This is a genomic window from Chitinophaga sp. (assembly GCF_036569185.1).
In the GTDB taxonomy this organism is placed as follows: Bacteria; Bacteroidota; Bacteroidia; order Chitinophagales; family Chitinophagaceae; genus Chitinophaga.
Genome location: NZ_DATCRD010000245.1, coordinates 1 through 17,873 on the forward strand (window position 1 = coordinate 1; position 17,873 = coordinate 17,873).

12 protein-coding genes are annotated in these 17,873 nt (G+C 43.9%); 11 read left to right on the top strand and 1 reads right to left on the bottom strand.

Annotation, left to right across the window (positions count from 1 at the left end):
• Window positions 1–350: 350 nt before the first annotated feature.
• The 10 genes from VIM72_RS18610 to VIM72_RS18655 all read left to right on the top strand — a co-directional run bounded on the left by VIM72_RS18610 (window position 351) and on the right by VIM72_RS18655 (window position 15,646).
• Window positions 351–1,781: a glycoside hydrolase family 125 protein gene (locus VIM72_RS18610; protein WP_332004330.1), complete on the top strand. Its 1,431-nt coding sequence runs from the start codon at window positions 351–353 to the stop codon at window positions 1,779–1,781.
• A gap of 104 nt (window positions 1,782–1,885) precedes the next feature.
• Window positions 1,886–3,667 (top strand): MutS-related protein, encoded by a 1,782-nt coding sequence (locus tag VIM72_RS18615; RefSeq protein WP_332004331.1) that lies wholly within the window; start codon window positions 1,886–1,888, stop codon window positions 3,665–3,667.
• A 40-nt stretch (window positions 3,668–3,707) separates the two neighbouring features.
• Window positions 3,708–4,790, top strand: a complete 1,083-nt coding sequence (locus VIM72_RS18620; protein ID WP_332004332.1) for a PA0069 family radical SAM protein — start codon at window positions 3,708–3,710, stop codon at window positions 4,788–4,790.
• Between the two features lie 577 nt (window positions 4,791–5,367).
• Window positions 5,368–5,934 (top strand): DinB family protein, encoded by a 567-nt coding sequence (locus VIM72_RS18625; RefSeq protein WP_332004333.1) that lies wholly within the window; start codon window positions 5,368–5,370, stop codon window positions 5,932–5,934.
• A gap of 195 nt (window positions 5,935–6,129) precedes the next feature.
• A complete protein-coding gene (locus VIM72_RS18630; RefSeq protein ID WP_332004334.1) occupies window positions 6,130–7,956 on the top strand; it encodes a transglutaminase domain-containing protein in 1,827 nt (608 codons plus the stop codon).
• Window positions 7,957–7,973: 17 nt separating this feature from the next.
• Window positions 7,974–10,214: a DUF3857 domain-containing protein gene (locus VIM72_RS18635; protein WP_332004335.1), complete on the top strand. Its 2,241-nt coding sequence runs from the start codon at window positions 7,974–7,976 to the stop codon at window positions 10,212–10,214.
• A 676-nt stretch (window positions 10,215–10,890) separates the two neighbouring features.
• Window positions 10,891–11,955 (top strand): AAA family ATPase, encoded by a 1,065-nt coding sequence (locus VIM72_RS18640; protein ID WP_332004336.1) that lies wholly within the window; start codon window positions 10,891–10,893, stop codon window positions 11,953–11,955.
• 99 nt (window positions 11,956–12,054) lie between these two features.
• Window positions 12,055–12,786, top strand: a complete 732-nt coding sequence (locus tag VIM72_RS18645; RefSeq protein ID WP_332004337.1) for a hypothetical protein — start codon at window positions 12,055–12,057, stop codon at window positions 12,784–12,786.
• 13 nt (window positions 12,787–12,799) lie between these two features.
• Window positions 12,800–14,212 carry an RtcB family protein gene (locus tag VIM72_RS18650; protein WP_332004338.1) on the top strand — a complete coding sequence of 471 codons (1,413 nt, stop codon included), beginning with the start codon at window positions 12,800–12,802 and terminating at the stop codon, window positions 14,210–14,212.
• A gap of 219 nt (window positions 14,213–14,431) precedes the next feature.
• Entirely contained in the window at window positions 14,432–15,646 is a 1,215-nt protein-coding gene (locus VIM72_RS18655) for a sterol desaturase family protein (RefSeq protein ID WP_332004339.1), read from the top strand.
• 100 nt (window positions 15,647–15,746) lie between these two features.
• Here VIM72_RS18655 and VIM72_RS18660 read toward each other — a convergent pair whose 3' ends face one another.
• Window positions 15,747–16,247 carry an RNA polymerase sigma factor gene (locus VIM72_RS18660; protein ID WP_332004340.1) on the bottom strand — a complete coding sequence of 167 codons (501 nt, stop codon included), beginning with the start codon at window positions 16,245–16,247 and terminating at the stop codon, window positions 15,747–15,749.
• A gap of 536 nt (window positions 16,248–16,783) precedes the next feature.
• Between VIM72_RS18660 and VIM72_RS18665 the strand changes: the two genes are divergently transcribed.
• A partial coding sequence (locus VIM72_RS18665) for an SLBB domain-containing protein (RefSeq protein ID WP_332004341.1) occupies window positions 16,784–17,873 on the top strand: 1,090 nt, incomplete at its 3' end.

A 17,873-nucleotide genomic window follows, 5' to 3' on the forward strand; every position in this document is an offset into this window, starting at 1 on the left:
CTGTACGAAGTAGGAGGGCAGTACCGGAGGAATATGTAATGCCGCGGATGTTGTCTTGGAACACTGATTACGCTGATTTTGATGATTTCATTGATATCTTTTTAAGTGTTTTAAAAATTAAGGGAGATAGAAGCGAATAATGCTTCTATCTCCCTTAACTATTATTAAAAGTAAAAATCAGGCAAATCATCAAAATCAGCGTAATCAGTGTTCCAAGACAAAATCCGCGCGCCGAAGGCGCAGCGCTTTTGTGCAGTTATTAGCCGCTGATGAGGACGATGATTGATAAATCGTTTAAGCAAATCCATAAAACTTTTCTATTTTAGGGTTTCCTAAATTCAAAAAACGTTATGGTTGCAAGGAGAGATTTTCTTAAGAACAGCGCGCTGGTAGCAGGCGTTGTTGGGCTTGGACTGCCCAAAACAGTATTTGGCTGGAGTGGGTATACTTCCCAACGCCCACCCCTGGCAAAGCGGAAATTTACCAGTGAAGCAGTGGAAAAGACAATTGTAAAGGTGAAATCCCAGATTGCGGATACCAAACTGGGATGGCTGTTTGAAAACTGTTTCCCTAATACGCTCGACACAACGGTTAACTTTAAAAAAGAAAACGGCCGGCCCGATACATTTGTGATCACCGGCGATATCAACGCTATGTGGCTGCGGGATTCCTCTGCACAGGTATGGCCTTACCTGCCACTGGTAAAGGATGATGCCAAACTGAAAGAGATGGTGGTGGGCGTTATCAACCGGCAGACGAAATGCATACTCATTGATCCGTATGCCAATGCCTTTAATGAAGGCCCTACCGGCAGCGAGTGGGAGAAGGATCTGACCACCATGAAGCCTGAGTTGCATGAACGTAAATGGGAAATTGATTCCCTGTGCTACCCGGTACGTTTATCTTATAATTACTGGAAAATCAGCGGCGATAATACTCCCTTTGATGATAAATACAAACAGGCTGCCCAGCTGATCGTGAAAACGTTTAAGGAACAGCAACGTAAAGACGGCCACGGTCCTTATAAATTTCAGCGGAATTCCCCCGTACAGTCTGATACCGTTGCCAACGGAGGCTGGGGTAATCCTATTTCACCGGTAGGATTGATCGTATCCATCTTCCGCCCATCTGATGATGCTACGGTGTTTCCTTTCCTGATCCCATCCAATATGTTTGCTGTGGTATCACTGCGTCAGCTGGCGGAAATCAGTGAGGTGATCTATAAGGACACTGCCTTTGCGCACGAGTGCACACAACTGGCAGATGAGGTAGACCGCGCTATCAAGGCCCATGCAATTGTGGAACATCCGAAGCTGGGTATGATGTATGGTTTTGAAGTAGATGGCTTCGGCAACCGCTTGTTCCTCGACGATACCAACGTGCCCAGCCTGCTGTCTATTCCCTACCTGGGATATACCGGTATTGATGATCCATTGTACCAGGCTTCCCGTCACTTTGTATGGAGCAACTTCCAGCCCTGGTTTTACCGTGGCAAGTATGGCGATGGCGTAGGCAGCCCGCATACCGGTAATGATTATATCTGGCCAATGAGCATTATCATGAGAGCTTTAACCAGTCATGATAAAGAGGAAATAGCTTCCTGTATTAAAACATTGCGCAACACTGATGGCGATACTGGTTTCATCCATGAATCTTATCACAAGGATGATCCGACCAAGTTCACCCGTCCGTGGTTTGCCTGGGTGAACACCCTCTTTGGAGAACTGATCCTGAAAGTAAGCCAGGAATATCCTGACCTGCTGAAGAGACAATACGCATAAGTAATCCGGAATATTCCTGCCAGGGATTTTGTGGTTTATGTTCAATATATTGCGAACATATACCATAAAATCCCTGATTTTTTTTAGTTATAAACAGCAGATAAATGATACCAGCAGATATATACAGGCAGCGGATCGGGCAGTTCCAGGAGGCCATAAAAAAAGAGAAACGTTTAACCGCCGGCCTGTCGTGGGCCCGGCTGGTGAGTTTCCTGGGAATGGTAGCCGGTGTGGTATTTTTTTTCAGGGGCGGATGGCAGGCCCAGTGGTTGCTGCTCACAGCGGCTGGCGTGATCGCGTTTATGGTATTCCTGCTATGGTATTCCAAAGCGCTGCAGAAATTGCAACTGTATAAATCCCTGCTGGAGCTGAATGAAAAGGAGCTGCTGCTGGTCACCACCGGGCAATCCGCTTTCGACAATGGAAATGAGTTTGTGGATGATAAACATGATTTCAGCAGTGACCTGGATGTTTTCGGACCATCTTCCATTTTTCAGCATATCAATCGTACAGGTACTTTGTCGGGCAGGCGACAGCTGGCAGCGGCGCTGAAGGATCCTTTGGAAGATGCCCCGGCTATAATGGCCACCCAGGAGGCTTTGCAGGTACTGACCCCTGAAGTGGAGTTCAGGCAGCAACTTACCGCCAATGCCATACTGGCAAAGGAAGAAGAAAGCGATCGCCGGGAAATCAGCGCATGGCTGGATATGCCGTTTCATTTTTTGCACAACAGGTTTATAAATCTGGTCATCTGGCTAAGTCCTGTGCTGGTAGCAGGTTCTATTGTGTTGTATGCCACCACCGGAAGATATTCCCTGTTTCTGATCCTGGTGGTGTTGAACTGGCTGCTCCTGGGCAGCAGTCAGAAAAAGATCATGGCGCAGTATGTATTGATCTCCCATAAAGAACGGATACTGGATAAGTTCTCTATTCTATTACATCTTATAAAAACCGGCAGCTTCGGAAAATCTGTGTTATTGCATCAGCAGCAGGAGAAAGCAAAAGAAGCAGATGTGGCATTGCGGCAATTATCTAAAATATGCAATGCCTTTGATCAGCGGCTTAACCTGTTAGTAGGGCTGGCGCTTAATTCACTGATGCTCTACGACCTGCACTGTATCCTGCGTTTGGAGCGCTGGAAAAAGCAACATAAGCAACATATTACCGGCTGGTTCGATGTGATTACCCAGCTGGAAGTCTGGAACAGCCTGGCCACTTATGCTTTCAATCATCCTGAATTTTCCTGGCCGTCGCCACAGGCAGAGGGTCGTATCCTGGAAGCGGAAGCGTTGGGGCATCCGCTGATCCCGGCCAATGAATGCGTAAAGAATAACGGGGCTACCGGCAGTAAAGATCATTTCCTGATCATTACAGGCTCGAATATGTCGGGTAAAAGCACTTTTCTGCGGAGCGTAGGTTCCAACCTTTTGATGGCTATGTGCGGGGCGCCCGTGTGTGCCAGCCGCTTTGTATTCAGTCCTATGCGTATCATGACTTCCATGCGTATCAAGGATTCTATTGCCAGCCATACTTCCTATTTCCAGGCCGAGTTACTTCGGTTGCAACATATTATCCGGCATCTGAAAACCGGTGCGCGGGTATTTATTTTGTTAGACGAAATTCTCAAAGGCACCAATTCTGAGGACAAATTATCCGGCTCGCGCAGCCTGATAGAGCACTTTCTGCAGTATAACTGCCTGGGAATGATTGCCACGCACGACCTTGAACTGGGACAACTGGAAGCCGCTTATCCCGGGCAGATCAGGAATTACTGTTTTGAAAGCACCATACAGGACAACCATCTCTTCTTCGATTACCGGATCCGGGAGGGCATTGCCAGGAATAAGAATGCCACTTTCCTGATGAAACAAATGGAAATTATTTAAATCCTAAATATTTTAGTATTTTTACTAAAATATTTAGTGTATGACTTTGCCATTCCAGGAGGGCGCACCGGAGAATCCGTATTATAAAGGGCGCGGAGCACAGATTAATCCCAGGAATAAATACCTGGCAGACGAATATGCGCAGGAGCATGCCGAAGGTATTGACGAGTGGTGGCAGGCGGATGTGCCTACGCAGGTGTTTGAAGAACATGCTAAAAACCTGGTTAACAAGGTGGATAGCCCGGATGTAGGGATGTGGTATTCCATGAACCCCTACCAGGGCTGTGAGCATGGCTGTATTTATTGTTATGCCCGAAATACCCACCAGTACTGGGGTTTAAGCGCCGGTCTTGATTTTGAAAGAAAGATTATCGTAAAGCATAATGCTCCTGAACTGCTGCGTAAGTTCCTGGACAATAAGAAATGGGATCCCAAGCCGATTTCCCTTTCGGGAAATACGGACTGCTACCAGCCGGTAGAGCGTAAAATGTGGCTCACCCGGCAGTTGCTGGAAGTGGCGCTGGAATACAAACAGCCGGTAGGCATTATCACCAAAAACTCGCTGGTATTGAGAGACCGTTACCTGCTACAGCAGTTGGCGCAGGATAACCTGGTGTGCGTGTACGTTTCTATCACCACCCTGCAGGAAGAGCTTCGGCAAAAGATGGAGCCGCGAACGGCTACCGCCGCGCAGCGGTTCAAGGTGGTGAAGGAACTGAGTGATCTTGGTATACCCGTGGGCGTTATGACCGCCCCGCTTATCCCGGGTCTTAATGACCAGGAAGTGCCACGCCTGCTGGAAACTGCAGCTGCCAACGGGGCTAAATACGCAGGATATACGGTAGTAAGGCTCAATGATGCAGTGAAGATCATTTTCAACGACTGGCTTTACAAAAACTTCCCCGACCGGGCAGATAAAGTATGGCATCATATAGAAAGTATGCACGGCGGAAAGGTGAACGACAGCGACTTTGGGCGGAGAATGAGGGGAGAAGGCAACATTGCTGACCTGATCAGGCAGCAGTTTAAGATTCACACAAAGAAGAACGGTTTAAACCAGGAACGCTTCGAATTCAATACAGAAGCCTTTCGCCGGCCCAATTCCCAATTAAGCCTGTTCTGATTTTCAATGATATTTAGTTGCACTTTAAACTAATTGTTAAGTCTGGGAAAAAAGTAAGGTATTTTTTTGTGTAATAAAAAAAATAAAAATTACCTTTGCTTCAAGAGTAAAAATAACTGTGCAACTTATTTCAACATACAAAATTTCAGCGATGGCCTGCCAACAAAAGCAGGTCAAGGCCAGAATGCGGGCATGTTGCACCGATTGTTAACGAGAGAAAAGTTATCAAACGATATAAACAAAAGTCCCGCACTAGATAAAGTGTGGGACTTTTTGCTTTGAAGCAGTAATGAAATGACGACATTGAAAGAATTTCAAGCGATAACTGTAATGCAAGAAAAATACGCCTCGTGGTGTAAAAGGGATGGCTTTGCCTTAAAAAAGCCATACGGACAAGGTATGCGGTAATGTGAGATAACCCCTCTACATTATTTAGCCCGGTCCGTAAATGCGGCCGGGTTTTTTTATGGACAAATCCGGCATAAAAATGGCAAACACAATATTTATTCAATGATGTTATGCGCTAACCCATTTGATTAGCAAAAAGTAAAGTGCATAATCCCAAAAACGTTAGATGATGAGAAACGTTATTCAAGTTGTAAGAGAGGCTTTACTCACCAATTTCAGGGAGTTGGACCAGTGGTTTGATAAGGAACCGGCATTACTGGATTTCAAACCAGACCGTGATCAATGGAGTATCAGGGAAGTACTGGAGCATATTACGCTTACCAATTATTTCCTGTTGCTGATCATTAATAAAAGCACGCGTCGTGCACTGGAACGTAAGAAGACCGGGCATACGGTGATAGTCCCAGGAGATTATCGTGATAAATTTGACCAGATAGACGTTATCGGCAGCAAGTCCTTTGGTTGGGTAAGACCTGAACATATGGAACCTACCGGTCTTAAAAATATGCAGGAAATAAAAGCTCTCCTGAAGCAGCAGTATGCACAGTGCATGTATAACCTGTCTTTGCTGAAAAACGGAGAAGGAGTGCTGGTATTTACCAATATGTCTGTAAACCAGTTAGGTAAACTGGACATATATCAATACATCTATTTCCTCACCAAGCACATTGAGCGGCATATCCGCCAGATGCAGCGTCTTCAGAAGGAATTCGAAGAAAGCGCGGTGTTAATATAACTTAGGTCGACCACCACCATCTGTTTTTGTTAATCCTGATTATACTACAGCCGGAAGTTTAATTGCTTCCGGCTTTTTAGTGCGAATATTTAAAAATATATTCTACATTTATATACTACTGCTAATCAGTACCCTTTTATGACCCGGAATCCCCGATACCTATACCTGCTGATAGCACTGCTATATACAGCTCATATGTCTTATGCATTCTCTGAGGAAGATAAGAATGTTACCATCACGAACCAGAAAGAACGTTATGCCTTTGAGGCCGGTGATAAAGAAAACCCTGTTATCATCAGGCAATATTCTACCACTACATGGCGATGCAGCCAGTTCAGGACAGCTATATCATTTGTAGAATTTTATGATAGCCGCAGCAAAATTGATGAAGTGCGTGCCTTTGTAGATGGTAAGCGCGCAAAAGCGATTAAGCCGGTATTCCGGGATTACACTGTTGACGACATCTTCTATTCCGACGCAAAAATGTGCATCATGGAGGTGCCGCTTGAAAGGAATAATACAGAAAGTAGTGTGGAACTGGAGAAGACAATACTTGATCCCCGTTATTTTTCTGCCATTTACTTTTCCAATTCGTATGCAACAGCACTTAAAGTGATAGAAGTGGCAATTCCCCGCTGGATGAAAGCAGAAATCCGGGAGATGAATTTTGATCACTTTCAGATAAAGAAAGAAGTGGCGTATGATGCCAGGCGGGATGAAGATGTGTACAGGTATACAGCTGTACAGCTACCGGCAAGGGTGAATGAAAAAAATGCGCCCGGTCCTTCGTACGTATATCCACACTTGCTGGTATTGAGTAAATATGCCGATCTTAAAACCGGCCGGGTAAATTACTTTAACCAAACAGCCGATCTTTATGCCTGGTATCACAGCCTGGTGAAGGAAATAGGGGATGATGAAGCGGTCGTGAAATCCAAAGCCCTGGATATCACGAAGGGCATTTCTTCGGATACCGGCAAAATTAATGCAGTTTATCACTGGGTGCAGGATAATATCCGGTATATCGCTTTTGAAGATGGTATAGCAGGATTCAAACCGGAAAAAGCCCAGCATGTGTTGCAGCATAAATATGGTGATTGTAAGGGGATGGCCAACCTCACACGCAGGCTGCTGCAATCACTTGGTTTTGATGCCCGCCTTTGCTGGATCGGTACAGATCATATTGCCTACGACTACTCTATCCCTTCCCTTGCGGTAGATAATCATATGATCTGCGCCCTTAACTACAAAGGCAAACGATACTTCCTTGATGCGACAGAAACCTATATAGGACTGGATCAATATGCACAGCGTATCCAGGGACGGCAGGTGATGATTGAAGACGGAGATACCTATATCCTTGACCAGGTGCCTAAACGGACCTGGCAGCAGAACACAACATTGGAAAAAAGAATATTGCATATAGATGGTGGCGCTTTGGCCGGTAAAGTACAGCAGCAATGGGATGGTGAAAGCAAAGAGTTCCTGCTTTCCCAGGTGCATGGCATTAAGAAAGAAAATCTGGAGAACGCCCTGATGAAATATCTCACCGAAGATAACAGTAAATACCAGATCAATCATCTCAAAACATCAGATATCCAAAACTGGGACCAACAAATGGATATCCAGTACGAACTGCTGCACAAGGAGGCTGTTACAGGTTTTGGAGACGACCTGTATGCAGAGCTGGATTTCAGAAAGGAGTTATCCGGGTATACCATAGATACCGCCAAAAGAGTACAGGACATGTTGTTTCCTTTTAAACAGCATGTTGTTTGCGAAACCAGCCTGGACATACCGGAGGGCTATAAGGTGGGCGATCTTCCCGGAGACTTGAAAATAGAACGCGGGGGGTATTCTTTCAATATTTCCTACAAGCTGGCCGGAGGAAAAATCATTTATCATAAAGAACTGATCATAAAAAATAACTGGTTGCCAAGAACAGGCTTCTGTGAATGGAATGCAGATATTAAGGCGCTTGACAAAATTTATCTTCAGCAAATTACATTCAGCAAAAAATAATAGTCATTACCTATACCATGAAAGCAAAATTTTTACTTTATACATTAGCCGTTTTCCTGTGGCAGCCATATGCTTTTGCGCAAAAGGCTAAAGATATACGCGAATATAAAGAGCGTGCAGATGCCGTAAGACAGGAAGTGTGGAACTGGGATATTCCCGCTTTTAAGAAGGTACCTGTTTTGCCAGCCGGTGATAAGTCGTCTGCCATTGTAATAGCGCGTCATGCAGACGTCAAGGCTTCCAACAGCAGGAAGATTAAATATATTGGTATCGGGTTCAAGGTGCAGAAAGATATTTTCTATAGCAATACTACGCGTGAAATGGTAAAGTTGAACGATAAGGCTGCGTTGGACGAATACTCGCAATTTAGTTTCAAAAAATTCCGCAGCCTTAATTCCTATTTCCATAGTGGCTTAGCCACTACTATTGTTGGGGTACGCATTATAAAGCCGGATGGTACCATGAAAGAAGTTAACGTGGATGAAGAATTGGTAAATGAAGAAGACGGCAAACAACAGAAGAGCAAACTTGCAATTCCCGATCTCCAGGTAGGTGATGTGATTGATTATTTTGTAAGGGTGGAAGAACTGAAAGATATTAATAGCCCGATAGATGCGCAAACTTTTGTACTGGGAGATGATAAACCTATTATGCAATATTCTGTTCATTGTGAGATCAGTGATAAATATTTTGTAAGATACCGTACGGCTAATGGCGCACCTGATTTTAAAGTGAAGAGAGATGATGATGGGGCGGTATTTGATCTCCTGGTAAAAAATATTCCAAGTTTACCGGTAGATCTGTGGATGTCGCCCTACAGGCAAATTCCTATGGTTCGCATGGATATCCTGTTTGGTACCCGTTTGGAAGAAGGGCAGAAAGCGGGGGAAATAAGGCATAATCCTGCTCCATCAGAAGTGAAGAATGTTGCCGCAAAGAAACTGGCAGCGGAATCCCAGCAATTTTGGCTGGCAAGTGGCGGCTTAAAGCATGGGGTGAAGGACCTGATGAAGGAATACAAAAGTGAGAATGGAAGGAAGATACCGGAAGACAGTATAGCGGCTTATATATACTATGCCTTTCGCTTCCTGGCCTTTTATAAGGTAGGCGATAACGATAAAATTATGGTGGGCCACGAACGGAATTATGTGGTACCGGATAACAGGAAATTCCTGCAGTTCCTGCATGAAGTATTCCGTGGCCTGGATATTCGGGCAGAATTTGTATTGGTAACCTCCCGTTATGGCCCCGGACAGCAGGAGTTACTTAACGCAGACGATTATGAATATATGTTGAGAACACAATCCGATAAGCCGCTGTTTATGAGTGCCGACGGCATATTTACAAACTGTAACTATGTGCCGGCGGCCTATGAAGGACAGAACGCCCCGATAGTGGATCTGAAGAACTATGGCCCGTTTAAAGGGAAAAAGGATGTGCCGGTAGGTGTTGAAGTAAAGTTAAAAGAAACCACGGCGGATGAAAACGCACAGGTAGAACAAATGAAGGTTTCACTAAACGAGGATATGCAGCTGGTGAACATCAGCCGGCATACTACTCTCAAAGGCAGTATGCGTTTGGGAGAGCAGAAACGCTTGCTGCTTTTTGAAGATTATTATGAGGAGGAGAGAAGAACGTTGGGAGCCCATAAGTCAATTCTGGAGCAGCTTAGCAGTACAAAGGGCAGAAACACCTTGCCCGATGAATATAAGAATGCATTTGCCAAAGCCCGTGGAGAGCAAAAGGACTACTTTAATGAAGAGATAAAAGATCAGTTTGATGTTGCTCCCAAAGAACTCCAATCATTCAGCATTGAAAAAATGGGGTTACACGATACAGATCCGGATTTTGTTTATAACACAAAATTCACGCTGGATGGCCTGGTAAAGCGTGCTGGCAACAATTATATCCTGGAAGCAGGTAAATTGATTGGTGGACAGTTAAACGTGAAACCGGAGCAACGTGATAGAAAAGTAGATGCTTACCAGCCATTTGCACGCAGTTTTGAATATGATATAGAAGTGGCTATCCCTCAGGGATATAGCCTGGAGGGGGCTGATAAGCTGAACAGGCAGGTAGATAATGAATGCGGTTCTTTTGCCGTAAAAACGGTGATGGAATCGGGGAAGCTTAAGCTGCATATCAGGAAGGCATACAAGAATAGTTTTGTACCTGTAGCGAAATGGTCAAACCTGCTACAGGTCATAGATGCAGCGGCCGATTTCGGCAATCAGAAAATACTGTTCAAGAAGTCTTAAATAAAAAAGTTGAAAATATTTTGTTAAAAATTTGCTTAATCAAAATATATCCTGTTATCTTTGCATCGTTAAAATTGATAATAAAAGAAACTTATAAACATGAAACGCATTAATCTAAACATGGACAACGCAGCATCCTGCCTCGGGCAAGATGGTAGCGGATTCCGGGCGTTTTATGCTTACAGGTAGATTAAAAATATTTGTAACTATAACAGCAGCCCGGGTCCTTGGATCCGGGCTTTTTTGTTATCGATATATAGAATAATGAATTTACCGGGAATGACAGAACGGATTCAAATCCGCCGCAGTAAATGGTTTAATGATAGCATTGATTCAATGAATGCTAAACGGACAAGGTATGTAAAAACGTAGTATATACGTTAACGTTATAAAGCCCGGTCCGTGTTAAACAGGCCGGGTTTTTTTATGCGGCAGTATAAAGATTATTTGAGGAGGTACATAAAAAACAGGCAGGCGGAGTAATCCTGCTCCGCTTTCATCTCCTTTTAAGATATTTTTTTTCGTCTCTGTTTGCATTTTTAACCCCTTATCATCAGGTTATCAGAAGGATAACCTGTAATTTACCCCATGATAAATACGATTTACCCGGGCCCGGCCTGGTCCCGGGAAATCTTTATCATCAGGGACATCATCACAATAAAGCGACCAGGAAAATATGAAGCATATAGTGAATAACAACATAGATATTACAGATGGAGAACATTTTGATCCGAAGGGAGTGTACACAGTTAACTTTAGTGCTATCCCGGATATCAGCAACATTTACGAAGTAGACGGCGACAAAGCCGCTGCCGCTTTTATGAAAAAGTATGAAGGTATGATCGTTAACACGCACCGCTATACTGATTACGATAACAAAAAGAAGAAGTATAAACATAACCAGACGCTGTTTGTACTGAATAACAACAGTGTAGTGGCATTCTGGCAATCGTGGTGTGAGATACTGCATAACGGCGCAATTCCTGCATTTATATCGGAGGTAACGGAAATGGTTACACGTTATAAAGAAAAGCAACGGAGAGAGCCTCACGAGATCAATCTTATTACCAGCGGGCGCAAAGGGCTGGAACTGAAAAGCCTGGAAATAAAACGTACCAGGCTGGATATAGGTATGTTTTATGAAGATGATTTTAGGGAGATAGATAAAGTGATACAACAGCGGTTGAAGAAGGATAAAGATAAGGGTATTGTGTTGCTACATGGCTTACCGGGAACAGGAAAAACCACTTACCTCCGCTACCTGATAGGAAGAATAAAGAAGCGGGTACTTTTTGTTTCACCGGACCTGGCAAACAACATTATGAACCCCGAGTTCATGGAACTGCTTATAGATAATCCCAATTGCGTGGTGATCATCGAAGATGCAGAGAACGTGATCATGGACCGTAAATTTTCGGGGAACTCGTCTGTATCCAACCTGCTGAACCTGTCTGACGGATTACTGGCAGATTGTTTGAACATCCAGCTGGTTTGTTCTTTCAATAGTGATTTATCAGCCATCGACAATGCATTATTGCGCAAAGGCAGGCTCATTGCAAAGTATGAGTTCAAGCGGTTGCCGGTGGCTAAAGCGCAGGCGCTGTCAAAGCATATGGGTTTCGACACCGTTATCAGCAAACCCATGACTGTTGCCGAGATCGCTAATCAGCATGAGCCATCATTTGAAACCAAACAGCATGTGATTGGTTTCAGAAGGGAAGTGCTGGAAGAAATCGCGTAAGCATTATTTGATCATCTTAAAAAAACAAAAAAATGAGAAGGAATCAATTGTCCATATATATCAGGGATGTAAACATTATTGAGCACTTAATTACTGATTATGGACAATCAGGAAATCGAAAATTATATAGCTGCCTCAAGGATAAGAACGGGCAGAAGAAGAAAGCGCGATGCGCGTAAACAGTACGACAAACAATTATTGCAATACAAGAGGAAACGGCAGGAGTTGTGGCAGGCATGGCAAAGCAGGGGGTATACAGAACTGACTCCACCGGTCATGAAAGGTTATGTACGCAGCTTTGTTTTACGTGAGGATGTAGCAAGGAGCAGGGACGGAGATTTTTTCCAGGAACTGCTGAAAAAGATTAACACATATGATTATAGTCACCGTAAGGATTTTAAGGTGAAAAAGCGAAGGAGAGGAAGGAAGATACATGTGTTAAGAGAGCAGCATTTATTGCAACCAACGGAGTACGTCTTTAGGAAAATGAAATTTAGCCCAAAAGAAGTGAATTGTTTTGAAGAACGGATCCGTTACTGTAAAAATGGTATTGACCAGATAAAGTATTTTGTTGTAAAAGAACCCTGGCGATTTGTATTGCAGGTACGTCCGAATATGATCACCAAACAGCGTGTGGTGGCGCCTGAACTGAGCTCAGCGATTGATCAGCTGGATAATTACCTGAAGCGTAATCAGCTGGAGCACAGGATATGGAAGCTCACCAGGAGCCAGCAGGCGAGCCGGAGAAGATGGTTGCCTGAGGATAAAAGAAAGGACCAGTTTAAGAAATATACCCTGCAGCAATTGCTGCAGGAGGAATGGTACGAATAAAAATTAACCCTTTATGTCAAATTTAAAAATCAGTGGTAAAACATTACTGGAGATCGGTTACCCCCAAAGCCCCGTTTTTCGTGTAGCCATGGATGTTATTGAGCAGCATTATGCTCATTATACAGAAGAAGAAGCAATTGAATTATTAAAGAAAGTGTTGGCAGATCCTGCTGCATATAAAGACGATGCGATATTGGGCGGAATCGCTGAAGGTTTGCTGGCGCCGCAGGCGCCGGCGGTGATTGCCCTGCGTGAAACCCCGGTACCTTATACGGTTTATGGAGAATCGTACATCGAAGAAGGAGCGGTGAAGCAATTGAATAACGCGGTGCGGTTACCTGTTGCCGTGGCTGGTTCGCTGATGCCAGATGCCCACCAGGGTTATGGATTGCCGATTGGCGGCGTACTGGCGGCAGATAATGCCGTGATCCCATATGGAGTAGGGGTAGATATCGGTTGCCGTATGTGTTTGAGCATATTGGATTTGCCGGTGCAGTCGTTGTTGATCAACGAAACATCGTATAAGCGGCAACTGATGACCTTCACCAAATTCGGCGCCGGTGCGGAATGGAAGAAGAGGGAAGAGGATCCGGTGCTTGAAAGAAATGAATTTAAAGAAATCAGTTTTGTTAAAAACCTGTTTGATAAAGCAGCCGGGCAACTCGGAACTTCCGGTTCGGGTAACCATTTTGTTGAATGGGGGATCGCAACTATTACTGATCCGCAGAACGAATGGCAATTAGCGCCGGGCGATTATGTGGCATTATTATCCCACTCCGGTTCAAGAGGAATGGGGGCCCAGATAGCAGGGTATTACACACGGCTGGCGAAGGAGATCTGTCAGTTACCGGAACATGCAAAGCACCTGGCTTATCTTGACCTGGATACAGCAGAAGGACAGGAGTACTGGCTGGCTATGAACCTGGCGGGCGATTATGCGTCTGCCTGTCATCACCTGATCCATAAGCGGCTGATCAATGCTACCGGAGCCACTTTGCTCGCCAGGGTAGAGAATCATCACAACTTTGCATGGAAAGAAATGTACCATGGAAAGGAGGTGATTGTGCACCGGAAAGGCGCCACTCCTGCCGGGAAGGGCGTGCTGGGGGTGATCCCGGGCTCCATGACAGCGCCTGGATTCATTGTACGTGGTAAAGGTGAAGAAGGTAGTTTACAATCAGCTTCGCATGGCGCCGGAAGATTGATGTCGCGCACAAAAGCAAAAGCGTCTATCACTAATGCGGTATTAAGACAGCAGTTGCAGGAGCATGGCGTAACGCTTATTGGCGGTGGATTAGATGAAGCGCCTGGAGCATACAAGAATATCGATACTGTGATGCAGGCGCAAACATCGCTGGTAGACGTGATTGGCCGGTTTGTGCCCAAAGTGGTAAGAATGGCTGATGGCGGACCTCCGGAAGACTAATAAAAATATATGCAATGAAGCGGTGGCGGAGAGCGGCGAAAGCTGTTTTCCGCCTTCCGTTTTTATTAGTCTATTAAAATAGTAGGATAATTAAATTTTATTGCTTATCATTGTGATAATTTACCACCACCAGTTAATATCATTAAACCTATGCATGGGCTGGCACCGTGTATTAGCCTATGTCTTACTATTGGATTTCCGGATTTAAAATTATAACAAGTGCATTTAAACTACCTGGCATTGGCAGTTCCTTTTTTCCTGACTTTTATTGGGTTAGAATACCTGGTGGCGCGGAAGAACGGAAAGACTTATTTCAAGTTTAATGATTCCATTGCGAACCTGAGTATAGGTATCGCGGAGCGCTTACTGGATACATTCACAGTAGGGCTTTTTTATTTTGTGTACGATTACCTGTACCGGCACTTTGCTATTTTTGATATTAAAGCCAGTGTATTGCTGTGGGTGGCATTGCTGATCTGTACGGATTTTATCTGGTATTGGTATCACCGGCTGGCGCATGAAGTTACCGTGTTCTGGTGCGCGCATGTGGTGCATCACCAGAGCGAAGAGTTTAATTACACGGTATCTGCGCGAATCACCGTGTTCCAGGCGTTCATACGTACAGGTTTCTGGGCTGTACTTCCGGTGATAGGTTTCCCTCCTGCCATGATCACCAGTATGCTGCTGGTGCATGGATTGTATCCTTTTTTTATTCATACACGCACCATAGGTAAGCTGGGAATACTGGAGTATATATTGGTAACGCCGTCGCATCACCGGGTGCATCATGCCAGCAACCCGCAATATCTTGATAAGAATTACGGAGATGTATTTATAATATGGGATAAGTTATTTGGCACTTTTGTGAAGGAAGAGGAGGAACCGGTGTATGGCCTTACAAAACCGCTGGAGAGCAATAGTTTTTTGTGGCAGCATTTTCATTTTATCCTGGAGATGTTGTATTCTGCCCGGCAGGCGAAGGGGTGGAGGAATAAGCTGCGGATCATTTTCGGCAGGCCCGATAATGTGGACCCTGGTGCAAGGGCCATCCTGGAGGAGAAATTCCTTTTACGCAATCATGTAGCGGAGGCGCCTAAACTGTTTAATTATGTACTATGGCAGATAGTGGCCACCCTGGTTTTACTATTTTCCTTCCTGTTACTGGAGCACTATGTGCCGGTATTTATACAGGTATGCGTTACCCTGCTGATCCTGCTTACGTTAATCAACTGCGGCGCTATTATGGAGCAGAAGAAATGGGTGTTTTACCTGGAGTATGCGCGTTACCTGGTATTGTGCCTGGCAGGTTATTATGTTTGGCCTCATCCTGCCTTTCTCTGTGCAGCTGCTATAATTATGATCACGGCTTTTTATTTCCAGTCGCACCTCAAGGAGCATTACCTGCGGCTGGTGTATGGTTATCACCGTTCATAACGGGACGATTATTCCGACTCTCACGGAGGGGTATACAAACGTTCATAACAGCACTTGTCCGGCCTGGAGCCGGACGATATTTGGGGTATTTAACCAGGAATTATTGCCTGGGAACCTGTGATTTGAGGATTTTCCGGGCAAAATGTATCCTGCTTTTGATGGTGCCCAGTGGTTCTTTCAGCATATTTGCGATTTCAAAGTATTTGTAGCCTTCGTAATAGAGCATAAAGGGTTTTTTGAAGATGCCCGGCAGGTGGTAAACTGCTATATGGATATCTTTCATATGTAAGTTAGAGGCCGCTTTATTGCTGACTATATTCTGCTGATGGTTTATGAAGAATTCGCTGGCGCCGGGTTCTGCGATGGTGCGATGTTTTAATTTTTTCCTGTAATGATTTATAAAGATGTTCCGCATGATGGTGAACAGCCATGCGCGGATATTTGTGCCTTCCAGGTATTTTTCCCGGTTGGACAGGGCTCTGAAAAGGGTTTCCTGGTAAAGATCTTTTGCCTGTTCGGCGTCTTTGGTGAGGGTAAAAGCAAAGGGTTTCAGGAAATCAGCATTTCCGATAAGCAAGGTGTTAAATTCAACAGATGACATAATGTTTAAGTTTTGCCTTAACTAGTTTAAACAGAAAAGGGGGTAAAAGACGTTTTCTAAGGATGCCCGGGGGCAGTTAATACATGACTTCTTTCCGTTATTTAATTGATTCTCAAGCAATTTGTCGTATGCCAATACTTAGATTGGTAAAACAGGTGGTAGTTTAAGTTGTGATCTAAATTTTCTAAAACAGGTAAATACAGGTGACTCTCATAATAATTAACGTAAATGGCCGAAAAAAAGATTTTTCCATTACATTAAAAATATTTAAATATTATAAATAACTTAAAATTAGAAAGTAGGAAATAATTGGAGATAAATTTGCAATGATGGGTGCGATTAACCGAAAAGTATGTTTAAACGTTTATCAGACAGCTCATAAGGATTTCAGGTTAAAAGTGTTAGGAATTCTGATGGAACTAACATTTATATGGTATTTTTAATAGATTTGCACCTTATTTGGCAAAGTCTGTCGATTTTGCTGGTGAAGTTGTTTTCCAAAAAGGTATTCGAGAAAGTTTTAGATCCTATTATACATGTTAAGAAAGTTATTGCTGGTCCAACTGTTCCTGTTTATAGGTTTTTGTGTAATGGCGCAGGTGCCGTCCCCGGCTCAGATAAAGCAAGTAAATGTAGATAATTTATCGGATGATCAGATCAGGCGGATTGTGGCTGAGATGAAACAGAATAATATGTCTATGGATGACATTGATTCATATGCGGAGCAGAAGGGGGTACCGGCAACAGAAGCTGAAAAGCTGAAGACGAGGATACAGATGATGGGGTTGGATAAGACACTGGATAAAAAGAAGAGTACTGAAATGTTTCAGCAGGATACTCAATATTCAGGGAGGTCATTTAATGATTCAGATACTACTAAGGTTGATTTGTTCAGGCAAAATGCGAGTGCCAGTGAGATAAAACGGAAGAAAATATTCGGAGCGGAACTATTTACTAATAAGAATCTGACGTTTGAACCCAATTTGAGAATCCCAACCCCCTCCAATTATAGACTGGCTGCGGATGACCAGGTAATGATCGATGTATATGGCTATTCAGAGGTACAATATAAGTTAACGGTTACTTCGGAAGGCTATATCCGTATCCCGAATCTTGGGCCGGTATACGTGAATGGATTAACCATGGATGAGGCGAAAACCAGGATTACAAAACAGTTATCAACTATATATTCAACTATCTCCAGTGGAAAAACTTTTGTACAGGTGTCATTAGGTAATATCCGTAGTATAAGGGTGCTGTTAATAGGAGAGATTCAGCAGCCTGGTACCTATACATTACCATCACTGGCAACAGTTGCCAATGCTTTATATGTATCTGGGGGGCCTGATGATAATGGTTCATTCCGGAACATCCAGGTAATCCGTAATGGTAGTATTGCTACTACATTTGACCTGTATGATTTTCTTACCAGGGGAGATCTTACCAATAATATTGTTTTACAGGACCAGGATATTGTTAAGGTAAATCCATATAAAACAAGGGTTGAATTAATTGGGGAAGTAAAGCGTCCAGCTATATTTGAAGCGCAAGACAACGAGACGTTACAAAATATTCTGGATTATGCAGGCGGCTATACAGACGGATCTTTTAAAGACAATATAACTG